This window comes from Streptosporangium sp. NPDC053982 (assembly GCF_055585205.1).
The window spans coordinates 1-12,476 of sequence record NZ_JBVJKQ010000018.1; the positions used below are offsets into that span (position 1 = coordinate 1).

Sequence of the window (12,476 nt, forward strand, 5' to 3'; positions counted from 1 at the left end):
AAGAAGCTACGGCGGGTCATCCGTACGGACCGGTCAGGCATGGCGCGGAGGTGGGGGGGGGGGGGGGGGGGGGGGGGGGGCGGGGGGCCCCCCCCGGGGGGGGCCCCGCCCCCCCCCCCCCCGGCGGGGCCCCCCGCGGCCGGACCCGTGCCCGAGGGTTCCGCGGGAGGCGTGCCCGCGGGTTTCGGGGAGGACGGTGATCCCCGGGTAAAGACCGGGGCAGGAGCGGGGCAGTTCCCCGCCCGCGCGGCGAGTCCTTTCCGTGCCGGTCCATAGGCTTGTAGCCCGGATCAGGTCTGTGGCCCGGACCCGTCGGAGGGGGACGTCGTGAGGTTCGACCGCGCTGCCCTGAGAGAGGTCGTCTCCATCAGCGATGAGCTGGGGGTCCTGTCGTTCTACGTGACCGTGGACCCCCGGGCCGATCCCGGGTCCCGCCCCGCCTGGCGGATCAAGTTCGCCAACGACCTGGGCGACCTGCGCGAGCGGGCCGAGGCCGACCCCGACCGGGCGCGGCGCACGGCCGTCCTGAGGCGGCTGGACGGATTGGAACGCGACTTCCAGACACTGCTCGACCCGTCCCGGCCGGGGGTCGGGCGGGTGCTGTTCGCCCCGGTCGGAGGGGACGAGGCGCTGGCCTTCTCCTTCCAGCTGCCGGTCGCCGACCAGATGGTGCTGGAGACGACGGCGTACGTGCGCCCGCTGGTCAACACCGTGGAGACCGCGCCGCCCGCCGGGATCGTCGCCGTCTCCAGGGACGGGACACGCGTGGTCGACTACCGGTACGGCCAGGCCGAGGACCTCGGCGGCATGCGCTTCGAGGTGGACTCCGACGACTGGCGCGACCCCGGCGGTCCCTCGCGCACCGAGTACGCCTCGCACGGCACCCCCTACCGCGACAAGTTCGAGAAAAGGGTGGCCGACAACGTCGCCCGCCTGGCGCGCGAGGCGGGTCAGCGCGTCGCCGAGGAGGCCGTGAACCGCGGCTGGACCACCACCGTGGTGCTCGGCGACCCCCCGCTGGGCGAGATCCTGGCCGGGGAGCTGGGCGGCGACGTCATCCAGCTGACCTCGGTGGCGGAGCCGGGGCCCCCGGCGAAGCTGGTCGAGCGGGTGCGGCCGCAGCTGAAGGAGGCCAGGACCCGCTTGGGCGCGTCGCTGGCGGCTCATGCCAGGGACGGGGCGCTGTCCGGAGGGCGCGGGGCGCTCGGCCTGGCCGACACGCTCGGTGCGCTGAACGACGGCCGGGTGGCTCAGCTCCTGCTGGACGAGACCCGGGAGTGGAGCGGCAGGCGCGCCGCCGACGGGCTGCTCTATCCGCCGCACGCGACCCCGCCGGGGAATCCGGAGGTCACCGAGGAGCCCAGGATGGGCGAGCGTATGATCGAACGGGCCCTGGACATCGACGCCGAGGTGATCGTCCTGGACGGCGAGGCCGCCGCGGCCCTGGCCGACGTCGACGGGGCCGGGGCGATCCTGCGCTGGTGACCGGGCCGCGCCGGTGATCCGGGCCGCGGACTCGAGCCGTCCGGGCCATGGACCCGGGCCGGTCATCGCGCGGTCACCGTGAGAGACTTTCACTCGGAGCCCGCCGGGTCGTGCGGGTTCCGCCGGTCCGGCCGGTCCGGCCGGTGCCATCGGATTCGCCGGGCGCCGCCTCGCCGCGTGCGGACGGGCGGCGTTCCGCCGGACCGCGCCGGGGCATCGCCCTTCGCGGCGCCGGACGCCCGAATCACCCTTCGCGGTGCCGTGCCACCCCCCGTGACAAGAGCGGATCGATGTCTCCACGCTGATCTGCGGATATATGTCTTTTTCGGGGGAAAGGACCGTCATGGTCGGTACTACCTCATCAGGGTCATCGGGTACATCCAACGAGAACCTCGGGCACGTCGTCTTCATCACCGCCGCGGCGGCGATCGGCGGATTCCTCTTCGGGTACGACAGCGCCGTCATCAACGGAGCGGTCACCGGCATCCAGAAACACTTCGGCATCGGCGCGGCCGAGACCGGGATCGTCGTCGCGATCGCCCTCCTGGGGTCGGCGGTCGGTGCGTGGATCGCCGGGGGGATGGCCGACCGGTGGGGGCGCACCAGGACCATGCAGGTGGCCGCGATCCTGTTCGCGGTGAGCTCCATCGGCCAGGCCCTGCCGTTCGCCGCGTGGGACCTGGCGCTGTGGCGGGTCCTCGCCGGCGTCGGGATCGGCATGGCGTCGGTGATCGGCCCGGCCTACATCGCCGAGGTCGCCCCGGCCGCCTACCGGGGCCGCCTGGGCTCCTTCCAGCAGCTGGCGATCGTGCTCGGCATCGCCGTCTCCCAGCTCGTCAACTACGGGATCGCGCAGTTCGCCGGGGGCGACGTCAACAACACCCTGTTCGGGCTGCAGGCGTGGCAGTGGATGCTCGGCGTCTGCGTGGTCCCCGCCCTGCTCTACCTGATCTTCGCGTCGATCATCCCCGAGTCGCCGCGGTATCTCATCGGAGCCGGCAAGACGCAGCGCGCCCGCAAGGTCCTCGCCGAGGTGGAGAGCGACGACGTCGACCTGGACGACAGGATCGCGGAGATCAAGAAGTCGCTGCACACCGAGCAGCGGACCCGGCTGCGCGACCTGCGGGGCCCCGCGCTGGGACTGCTGCCGATCGTCTGGATCGGCATCCTGCTGTCGGCCTTCCAGCAGCTGGTCGGCATCAACGTCATCTTCTACTACTCGTCGTCGCTGTGGCAGTCGGTCGGCATCAACCAGAGCAACTCGCTGCTGATCAGCTTCTCCACCTCGATCATCAACATCATCGGCACGTTCATCGCCATCGCGCTGGTCGACCGGATCGGCCGCAAGCCGCTGCTGCTGGTCGGATCCGTGGGCATGACGCTCGCGCTGGGCACCGCCGCGTGGGCGTTCAGCGCCGGTGTGCCGTCCGGGGAGAACGTCACGCTGCCGGCGACGCAGGGCACCGTCGCGCTGATCGCGGCGCACGTCTTCGTGCTGTTCTTCGCGCTGTCGTGGGGCGTCGTGGTCTGGGTGCTGCTCGGCGAGATGTTCCCCAACCGGCTCAGGGCCGTCGCCCTGTCGGTGGCGGCCACCGCCCAGTGGCTGGCCAACTGGCTGATCACCGTCTCGTTCCCCTCCCTGGCGGAGTGGAACCTGTCGGCCACCTACGTCATCTACGCCTGCTTCGCGGCCCTGTCCTTCGCCTTCGTGCTGTTCAAGGTGCGGGAGACCAAGGGGCGCAGGCTTGAGGAGATGGGTTAGGTTCATGGCCGTGACCCCCGGAGAACCCACTCCGGCGGCGCGTCCCCAGCCCCCGCGGGGGGCCGCGCCGCCGAGGACGCCGCGCAGGACATCGCCGCCGACCCGGGCCGAGCTGGAGGCGGCCAGGGACCGTACGGTCGACGACGTGCTCGGCCCGTCGCTGGACGTGCTGTTCTGCGGCATCAACCCGGGCCTGTACTCCGCCGCCACCGGGCGTCACTTCGCCCGGCCGGGCAACCGCTTCTGGCCCGCGCTGCACCTGTCGGGGTTCACCCCCCGCCTGCTCGACCCGAGCGAGCAGGCGGAGCTGCCCTCGTACGGCCTGGGCATCACCAACGTCGTGGCGCGGGCCACCGCCCAGGCCGCGGAGCTGACCCCGGAGGAGTTTCGGGCGGGCGGCGAGCGGCTGGTACGGCTGGTCACCGACATCCGGCCCCGCGTGCTGGCGGTGGCCGGGGTGACCGCCTACCGCACCGCGTTCGGCGACCCCAAGGCCGCCGTCGGGCCGCAGGCCGCCGCGATCGGCGGCACGGCCGTGTGGGTGCTGCCCAACCCCAGCGGGCTGAACGCCCACTGGCCCCTGGACCGGATCGTGGGGGAGCTGCGCAGGCTGCGGGAGACGCTGCGCGCGTGAGGGCCCGGCGTCCTCCGCGACGCCGGGCACCTGCTGACGCCCCGCACCTGACGCCCCGCACCTGGCGTCTCGCGTCTCGTGGGGACCGTGTCCTCCGTGACGCCCCCGGGCCCGAGGTCCCGTGCCCCGCGGGGGCCCACGTGCCCCACGGGGCGCCCGCCGTACGCGCCGCCGGTCGTGCGGGTGTCAGAAGGGCCGCCGGCGACCCGGCCGCCGTCCCCGGTGCCCGGCGTGCGGACCCCACGCGTGGTGCTTCCAGGGCCCCGGAGGCCACGCGCCGTCCGCGTGCGGGTTCCACGGGCCGCCCCGGTGCGGGCCCCACGCGCCGCCGTCCCCGGCGTGCGGTCCCCACATCATCGGGTGGGCCGCCTGGCGGTGGTGCCACCGCCGCCGCTCCCAGGCCCGCCCCCGCCTCCGGTGCAGCATCCCCGCCACCGCCATCACCAGCCAGATGGTGAGCAGGATCCGGAGCATCCCGAACCCGGCGGCCGCGAACCCGGCCACCAGCAACACGGGAAGGAACACGAACGCCGGCGGCCGGCCGTGGCGGCGCCAGGCGGTGGGACGCGGCGGGCGGATCCCGCCGGGGTCCCCGTGCCCGGCGTGCCCGGCTGCGGGGCTCATGGGGTCCACGGGGCCCGCGCCGGGCCCGCCGTACCCGCCGGGCAGGTCGGCGCCGGCCCGGGACAGCTCGCGGCCGGTGCGCGCGGCCAGGACGAGGTCGACGCGCTCGCCGAACTCCTCCAGGGTCAGCCGGCCCCGCGCGTAGTGCTCACGCAGGGCCGACACCGCCGCGTCGCGCTCGGCGTCTCCGATACGGAGATCGTCGTGGGACGTCATCGCCCGATCACTCCTCCTCCTGGTCGCCGTCCGCGAGGATCTGGTACAGCTTGCGCCGCGTCTCGACGAGCGTCTGCCTGGCCTGGCGGATCTGGGCGTCGCTGCCGGTCTGCATGATCTGGACCATGGCGAACCCCGCCTGCCGGACGATGTCCATCAGCTCCCAGGTGTCGTCGTCGACCTCGGGGGTCATCTCCTCCCAGGGAGCGCGTAGCTCGTCGGCGTGCTCGGCGACGTAGGCCCGGCCGGTGTCGGTGAGCCGGAAGGACTTGCGGCCGTCGCTCTCCTCCGACAGGACCAGGCCCTCGTCGGCGAGCTGCTGCAGCGCCGGGTAGACCGCGCCGGGGCTGGGCTTCCAGCCTCCCTGGCTGCGCTGTGCGATCTCCTGGATGATCTGGTAGCCGTTGCGCGGCTCCTCCGACAGCAGGGACAGGATCGCCGCGCGGACGTCGCCGCGCTTGGCCTTGCGCCCCCGGCCGAACTGGCCCCGGCCACCGCCGAACGGGCCGCCGCCGAAGGGCCCGCCTCCGAAGGGGCCGCGCCTGCCGAAGTCCCAGGGGAAGGGACCGCCGGGGAAGGGCCCGCGGTGCCCGCGGTGGCGGTGCTCGTGCGGCCCGCCCTCGCGGGGGCCGTGCCCGTGCGGCCCATGTGGGCCGGGGCCGCCGTGGTGGGACGCGTCCTGGTGCCAGCCGGCGGCCATCGCCCGCATGGCCTCCCTGGCCGCGCGCTTCATCTCGCGCCGGATCCGTCGCGGGTCGGCGCCCTCCCAGGGGCCGCCCATGGCGTGTGCGGAACTCATGTGCACCTCCGTACCGATCGTCTTCAGAATGTTCTCGATGCTTCAAAGATATATCGAGACTATTCGATCGACAACCCCTGGAAGCGGCGAGAACCGACGATGGGGCTCGGCCGGCCGCCCCGCCGGATCCGCTCCGCCGCGAGTGGGGGAGCGAGGCGGGGCGGGGAGACGCGGCGGCGGCAGGAGGGATTCGTGCATGACCGGAGAAGGGGTTCCGGGCAGCCGGAGAGGGCTTCGAGGCCCGGATCGAGGTCACCGGGCAAAAAAGTGAGGTAGATCACCCAATTCTCAGCGAATTTCGGAACAACCACTGAGACCTGGGCGTTACAAAGGACATAGACGGGATTCGTTCCGTGCCGGAAGGGCTGGGGGGTGCTTCCGGTACGGAACGGTCCCGTCTGTTAGTTCCAGGGGCAAGGTGCAGGGCCCGCCGGGTTTCCCGGCGGGCCCTTCGCCCTTCCAGGGCCCTTTCTCACCGCTCCCGGCGCCCCGTCCCGCCGCATCCGGTGCCCCGCAGGTAAGACACTGATCACGCCCAGGCGACACGCCACGGGCGGAAGATGGCACTGTCCGCTCCTTTTGAGAGGCTTTGCCGTACTCTCCCTCTAGTGATCTTGACAGGGGTGTTGGACCGATGATGGGGCACACGCACGCGCTCACCGGGGCGGTCGCCTGGCTGGGGGTGGCGCCGACGCTGGCCGCGCTGCCGCTGCTCACCGACTCCTCCCGGTTCGTGGAGACCGGTGTCATGGTGAACGCGCTCAACCCGTCGGAGTTCATCGCCGGGACCATAATCTGCGCCGGGGCCGCGATGCTGCCCGATCTGGACCACCCCAGCGCGACGATTGCCCAGACGTTCGGCCCGGTCACCTGGCTGCTGAGCAAGGCCGTGGCATGGGTGAGCGGCGGCCACCGCCACGCCACCCACTCGCTCGTGTTCGCGGCCGCCGCCGGGTTCGGCGCCCACTACCTGGCCAACACCTACCCCATCGGCCGGGACATCCTGGTCGCGCTGCTCATCGGCCTGGCGATCCGGGCGATCGGCATCGGCGTCCCGGGCAACAAGATGGCCACCGCGATGGTCGACATCGGCCTGGCCGCCGGGCTGTTCGTCGTGTTCCGCAGCTACAACGTGGGCTACGCCTGGCTCGGGCTGGCGGTCGGGATCGGCTGCCTCATCCATGTCGTCGGGGACTGCTGCACGGAGAAGGGCTGTCCGGTGCTGTGGCCGGTACCCGGGCGGTGGGTGCTGCCATGGAAGATCGGCATCAAGACCGGCCGGGCCTTCGAGCAGAAACTCCTCGCCCCGGTGCTCTCCATCGCCATCGTGGGCCTCATCTACCTCCGCTTCGTCCAATTCTGACCCCCGAGCCTTACGGCCGTATCGGTGCCAGGGACCCGCGAGGGGGCGCCGGTGTCTGGACTGAGGAGCGGAGGAGCGCAGCGACGGAGCGACGAGGGAAGGCGCCGGCTCAAGAGCCCCCGAGCCGCGACACGCAGTGTCGCCATGAGCCCAGCCGCAATGAGTACAACCGCCATGAGCCCAATAACTTGATATCAAGATATCCGACACGATATCTTGATATCGAGACATCCGCCGCGGTCCGCAGGTGTCCCAGGGTTAGGCATACCTAACAGGCCTGGGCACTCCGCAGGTGCGGCAGGATTTCAGGTGCGCCCCCCAGGTGGCGCTTCGAGACCAACAGGGTGATTGAGGGAGGCGAACCGTGTCCACGAACAGCTTCGGCAGCCGTGACACGCTCCGCGTCGGAGACGCGGAATACGAGATCTACCGGCTGAACGCCGTCGAGGGGTCGGGACGCCTCCCGTACAGCCTGAAGATCCTGCTGGAGAACCTTCTCCGCACCGAGGACGGCGCGAACATCACGGCCGACCACATCCGCGCCCTGGGTCAGTGGGACCCCAAGGCCGCGCCGAGCGTGGAGATCCAGTTCACCCCGGCTCGCGTGATCATGCAGGACTTCACCGGCGTCCCCTGCGTCGTGGACCTCGCCACCATGCGCGAGGCCGTCCGCGACCTCGGCGGCGACCCGGCGCGGATCAACCCGCTCGCCCCGGCCGAGATGGTCATCGACCACTCCGTCATCGTCGACTTCTTCGGCGGCCCGGACTCCTTCCGGCGCAACGTCGAGCGCGAGTACGAGCGCAACCGCGAGCGCTACCAGTTCCTGCGCTGGGGCCAGACCGCCTTCGACGAGTTCAAGGTCGTCCCGCCGGGCACCGGCATCGTGCACCAGGTCAACATCGAGCATCTCGCTCGCGTGGTCATGGTCCGCGATGGTAAGGCTTATCCGGACACCTGCGTCGGCACCGACTCCCACACCACCATGGAGAACGGCATCGGCGTCCTCGGCTGGGGCGTCGGCGGCATCGAGGCCGAGGCCGCGATGCTCGGCCAGCCGATCTCCATGCTGATCCCGCGCGTGGTCGGCTTCAAGCTGACCGGTAAGCTCCCGGCCGGCGCCACCGCCACCGACCTGGTGCTCACCATCACCGAGACGCTGCGCAAGCACGGCGTCGTCGGCAAGTTCGTCGAGTTCTACGGCGAGGGCGTCTCCAGCGTGCCGCTGGCCAACCGCGCCACCATCGGCAACATGAGCCCCGAGTTCGGCTCCACCTGCGCGATCTTCCCGATCGACGGCGAGACGATCAACTACCTCCGCCTCACCGGCCGTTCCGAGGAGCAGGTCGCCCTCGTCGAGGCGTACGCCAAGGCCCAGGGCATGTGGCTCGACCCCTCCGCCGAGGAGCCGGTCTTCTCCGAGTACCTCGAGCTCGACCTGTCCACGGTCGTGCCGTCCATCGCCGGCCCCAAGCGCCCGCAGGACCGCATCGCGCTGTCGGAGGCCAAGAGCGCCTGGCGCGCCTCCGTCAAGGACTACGTCTCCAGCATCCAGGGCCCGACGGACGAGGCCTCCGCCGAGTCCTTCCCCGCGTCCGACTCCCCGGCGATCTCGCACGGCGGCGACGGCGACGCCCCGCACGCCCCCGCGCTGAACGGCGACCGCCCGCGCAAGCCGGTCCAGGTCACGCTGTCCGACGGCACGGGCTTCGAGATCGACCACGGCGTGGTGACCATCGCGGCCATCACCAGCTGCACCAACACCTCCAACCCCTACGTCATGATGGGCGCGGCGCTGCTGGCCAGGAACGCGGTCGAGAAGGGCCTGTCCCGCAAGCCGTGGGTCAAGACCTCCCTCGCCCCGGGCTCGCAGGTCGTCACGGGGTACTTCGAGCGCTCGGGCCTCCAGCCGTACCTCGACAAGATCGGTTTCAACCTGGTCGGCTACGGCTGCACCACCTGCATCGGCAACTCCGGCCCGCTGCAGGAGGAGATCTCCGCCGCCATCCAGGAGAACGACCTCGCGGTCACCGCGGTGCTGTCCGGCAACCGCAACTTCGAGGGCCGGATCAACCCCGACGTCAAGATGAACTACCTGGCCTCGCCGCCGCTGGTCGTCGCTTACGCCCTCGCCGGCACCATGGACATCGACCTGAACACCGAGCCGCTGGGTACGGGTACCGACGGGAAGCCGGTCTTCCTCGCCGACATCTGGCCGTCGCCGGAGGAGGTCTCGGCCGTCGTCGCGTCCTCCATCGACCAGGAGATGTTCCTGCACGACTACGCGGACGTCTTCAAGGGCGACGAGACCTGGCGGTCGCTGCCGATCCCGACCGGCGACACCTTCGAGTGGGACCCGGCCTCCACCTACGTCCGCAAGGCCCCGTACTTCGACGGCATGCCGCGCGACCCGCAGCCGGTGACGGACATCTCCGGCGCCCGGGTCCTCGCCAAGCTGGGCGACTCGGTCACCACCGACCACATCTCCCCGGCCGGCGCCATCAAGGTCGGCACGCCCGCCGCCGAGTACCTGCGCGAGAACGGCGTCGAGGTCAGGGACTTCAACTCCTACGGCTCGCGCCGCGGCAACCACGAGGTGATGATCCGCGGCACCTTCGCCAACATCCGGCTGAAGAACCTGCTGCTCGACGGCGTGGAGGGCGGCTACACCCGCGACTTCACCCTTGAGGGCGGCCCGCAGAGCTTCATCTACGACGCCTCCGTCAACTACCAGGCCGCGTGCGTCCCGCTCGTCGTCCTGGCGGGCAAGGAGTACGGTTCCGGCTCCTCGCGCGACTGGGCGGCCAAGGGCACCGCGCTGCTCGGCGTCCGCGCCGTGATCGCCGAGTCCTACGAGCGCATCCACCGCTCCAACCTGATCGGCATGGGCGTGCTGCCGCTGCAGTTCCCCGAGGGCGAGACGGCCGCCTCCCTCGGCCTGACCGGCGAGGAGACCTTCGACATCACCGGCGTCGAGGCCCTCAACGAGGGCGGCGTCCCGCAGACCGTGACGGTCCGGGCCGACGGCAGGGAGTTCGAGGCGGTCGTGCGCATCGACACCCCCGGAGAGGCCGACTACTACCGCCACGGCGGCATCATGCAGTACGTGCTGCGCTCCCTGCTCGCCAGGAGCTGAGCCGGGAGGGCGCGGGGGCGGTGACGCCGCCCCCGCGCCGGGGCGGCACTTCGTACCGAGCCGCCCGGCGGGACGCCTCCCGCCGGGCGGCTCGGCGTTTTCCGGGCCTCCATCGGCCTCTGCCGGAGGGGCTTCCAGCGCCCCGGCGCCCCGGCGGTCCGGTGGCCCAGCGGTCCGGCGCTCCGGGAGCCCGGCGGTTCGGCGGTTCGGCGGGAAATCCCTTTTCGGCGTCGAGAGGACCGGGGCTACGGTCGCCTCGTGACCCATGAGACTCTCATCATCGTCTGCGCGGGCCTGGCGGTCTTCGCCGGAGCGGTCGTGCAGGGGGCGATCGGCTTCGGGCTGGGCCTGGTGGCCGCCCCGCTGATCGCCCTGCTCGACCCCACGCTCATGCCCGGGGCCGCCCAGGTCGTGAACGCCACGCTGCCGCTGTTCACGCTGGCCGCCGAGTGGCGCAGGGTGGACTGGCGGGGACTGGGATTCGCCCTCCTGGGCCGGGTGCCCGGCAGCCTCCTGGGCGGTCTGGTCGTCCTCCACGTCTCCACGCGGGTCCTTGGCGTCCTCGTCGGGGCGATGGTGCTGCTCGCGGTCGGCCTGACCGGGCGGGCGGTGGCGGTGCGCCGTACGGGCGGCACCGTCACCGGGGCGGGCTTCGTCTCCGGGATCACCGGCACCGCGACCGGGATCGGCGGCCCGCCGATGGCCCTGGTCTACCAGAACGCCAAGGGCCCGCAGATCCGGGCCACCCTCGCGATGTTCTTTATGATCAGTGCCTGCCAGTCGCTGGCCGTCCTCGCGTTCGTGGACCGGCTGCCGGTCCGGGCGCTCTCCTTCGGCGCGCTGCTGATCCCCTTCCTGGTCGCGGGGTTCGCGGTGTCCCGGCCGCTGCGGCGTTTCCTGGACGGCGGGCGGGTCAGGACGGCGATCCTCGCGCTGGCCGCCGTTTCCGCGCTCTCGTTGATCGTCACCGCCGCGCTGGGTTAAGTCCGCGTTTCTGGATTGTTACCGGAGACAACAAACTTTACCGACGAAAGGTCTGGTGCTGAGGCCAACGGCGGCATACGTTGCGGCAAACAACATTCAACGGGAGGGCGGGCCGACCCCGGCCGGCCGTACCCGCTGACCCGGCACGCCTCTACCCATACCCCCCGCCCTCCTTGACGAAAGGACCCGTGCACGATGCGCAAGGGGATCCTCAGCCTGACCGCCGCCGCCTCGCTCCTCACCTTCGGCCTCGCCGCCTGTGGAAACGACGGCGGCACCACCGCCGCCCCCGAGGGCGCCGCCTCCGCCTCCGGAGACGCCGGGGCCAAGGCCGCCGGCAAGGTCGGCGTCATCCTGCCCGACAGCAAGTCCTCCGCCCGGTGGGAGACCGCCGACCGCAAGTACCTGGAGGAGGCGTTCAAGGCCGCGGGCATCGCCTACGACATCCAGAACGCCCAGGGCGACAAGACGCAGTTCCAGACCATCGCCGACCAGATGATCACCAACGGCGCGACCGTGCTGATGATCGTCAACCTCGACAGCGGCACCGGCAAGGCCGTGCTCGACAAGGCCAAGTCCCAGGGCGTGGCCACCATCGACTACGACCGCCTCACCCTGGGCGGCGGCGCCGCCTACTACGTCAGCTTCGACAACACCAAGGTCGGCACGCTGCAGGGCGAGGGCCTGGTCAAGTGCCTCACCGATAAGAAGGCCGACAAGCCGATCATCGCCGAGCTCAACGGCTCGCCCACCGACAACAACGCCACGCTGTTCAAGAACGGCTACGACGGCGTGCTCAAGCCCAAGTACGACTCCAAGGAGTACGTGAAGGGCCCCGACCAGTCGGTCCCCGACTGGGACAACGCCCAGGCCGGCACGATCTTCGAGCAGATGCTGACCGAGCAGCCGAAGATCGCCGGTGTGCTCGCCGCCAACGACGGCCTCGGCAACGCCGCGATCACCGTGCTGAAGAAGCAGAAGCTCAACGGCAAGGTCCCGGTCACCGGCCAGGACGCCACCGTCCAGGGACTGCAGAACATCCTCGCCGGCGACCAGTGCATGACGGTCTACAAGGCCATCAAGAAGGAGGCCGACGCCGCCTCCCAGCTCGCCATCGCGCTCGCCAAGGGTGAGAAGCCGGCCGCGACCGGCAGCGTCAAGGACACCGAGAGTAACGCGGACGTCCCGGCGGTCCTGCTGGACCCGCAGGCCATCTACTTCGACAACGTCAAGGACGTCGTGGCCGACGGCTACGTGTCCAAGGACGAGCTGTGCACCGGCGAGTTCGCCGACAAGTGCACCGAGGCCGGAATCCAGTAACGATGCGCCGGGGCGCGCCCGCCCCGCCTCACGGGAGGCGGGCGCGCCCCGTCCGGGTGCGGCTCCGCCGTACCCCTCGGCCGGGCGGGCGCCGACCCGGCGGTGACCGACCGGGCCGTGAACGGACCGGCGGTTGACGGCCGGGCCTCGAAC

Annotated in this window: 9 protein-coding genes; 7 read left to right on the plus strand and 2 right to left on the minus strand. The window is 71.4% G+C overall.

What is annotated here, in order from left to right; all coding sequences use genetic code 11:
* The first annotated feature begins 327 nt into the window (after positions 1 to 327).
* The 3 genes from ACZ6W9_RS29890 to mug all read left to right on the plus strand — a co-directional run bounded on the left by ACZ6W9_RS29890 (position 328) and on the right by mug (position 3,881).
* Entirely contained in the window at positions 328 to 1,485 is a 1,158-nt protein-coding gene (locus ACZ6W9_RS29890; RefSeq protein WP_389960440.1) for a VLRF1 family aeRF1-type release factor, read from the plus strand.
* A gap of 343 nt (positions 1,486 to 1,828) precedes the next feature.
* Positions 1,829 to 3,247 carry a sugar porter family MFS transporter gene (locus tag ACZ6W9_RS29895; protein ID WP_389960442.1) on the plus strand — a complete coding sequence of 473 codons (1,419 nt, stop codon included), beginning with the start codon at positions 1,829 to 1,831 and terminating at the stop codon, positions 3,245 to 3,247.
* Positions 3,248 to 3,257: 10 nt separating this feature from the next.
* A complete protein-coding gene (gene mug / locus ACZ6W9_RS29900) occupies positions 3,258 to 3,881 on the plus strand; it encodes a G/U mismatch-specific DNA glycosylase (protein WP_470120719.1) in 624 nt (207 codons plus the stop codon).
* A gap of 186 nt (positions 3,882 to 4,067) precedes the next feature.
* Here the strand turns inward: mug and ACZ6W9_RS29905 are convergent, their stop codons facing one another.
* Entirely contained in the window at positions 4,068 to 4,721 is a 654-nt protein-coding gene (locus ACZ6W9_RS29905; protein WP_389960444.1) for a DUF1707 SHOCT-like domain-containing protein, read from the minus strand.
* Positions 4,722 to 4,728: 7 nt separating this feature from the next.
* On the minus strand, positions 4,729 to 5,520 hold the full coding sequence (locus ACZ6W9_RS29910) for a PadR family transcriptional regulator (RefSeq protein ID WP_389960449.1): 792 nt from the start codon (positions 5,518 to 5,520) through the stop codon (positions 4,729 to 4,731).
* A 634-nt stretch (positions 5,521 to 6,154) separates the two neighbouring features.
* Between ACZ6W9_RS29910 and ACZ6W9_RS29915 the strand changes: the two genes are divergently transcribed.
* The 4 genes from ACZ6W9_RS29915 to ACZ6W9_RS29930 all read left to right on the plus strand — a co-directional run bounded on the left by ACZ6W9_RS29915 (position 6,155) and on the right by ACZ6W9_RS29930 (position 12,323).
* Complete coding sequence (locus ACZ6W9_RS29915; protein WP_389960451.1) at positions 6,155 to 6,883, plus strand: metal-dependent hydrolase; 729 nt, start codon at positions 6,155 to 6,157, stop codon at positions 6,881 to 6,883.
* A 364-nt stretch (positions 6,884 to 7,247) separates the two neighbouring features.
* Positions 7,248 to 10,019, plus strand: coding sequence for an aconitate hydratase AcnA (gene acnA / locus ACZ6W9_RS29920; RefSeq protein WP_470120722.1), 2,772 nt, complete (start codon positions 7,248 to 7,250; stop codon positions 10,017 to 10,019).
* A gap of 258 nt (positions 10,020 to 10,277) precedes the next feature.
* Positions 10,278 to 11,003: a sulfite exporter TauE/SafE family protein gene (locus tag ACZ6W9_RS29925; protein WP_389960455.1), complete on the plus strand. Its 726-nt coding sequence runs from the start codon at positions 10,278 to 10,280 to the stop codon at positions 11,001 to 11,003.
* Positions 11,004 to 11,198: 195 nt separating this feature from the next.
* Entirely contained in the window at positions 11,199 to 12,323 is a 1,125-nt protein-coding gene (locus ACZ6W9_RS29930; protein WP_389960457.1) for a sugar ABC transporter substrate-binding protein, read from the plus strand.
* Positions 12,324 to 12,476: the final 153 nt, after the last annotated feature.

Coding starts and splice junctions, on each gene's coding strand:
- ACZ6W9_RS29915 (WP_389960451.1), top strand. CDS start 6,155: ATGATGGGGCACACGCACGCGCTCACCGGGGCGGTCGCCTGGCTGGGG.
- ACZ6W9_RS29930 (WP_389960457.1), top strand. CDS start 11,199: ATGCGCAAGGGGATCCTCAGCCTGACCGCCGCCGCCTCGCTCCTCACC.
- ACZ6W9_RS29910 (WP_389960449.1), bottom strand. CDS start 5,520: ATGAGTTCCGCACACGCCATGGGCGGCCCCTGGGAGGGCGCCGACCCG.
- ACZ6W9_RS29905 (WP_389960444.1), bottom strand. CDS start 4,721: ATGACGTCCCACGACGATCTCCGTATCGGAGACGCCGAGCGCGACGCG.
- ACZ6W9_RS29895 (WP_389960442.1), top strand. CDS start 1,829: ATGGTCGGTACTACCTCATCAGGGTCATCGGGTACATCCAACGAGAAC.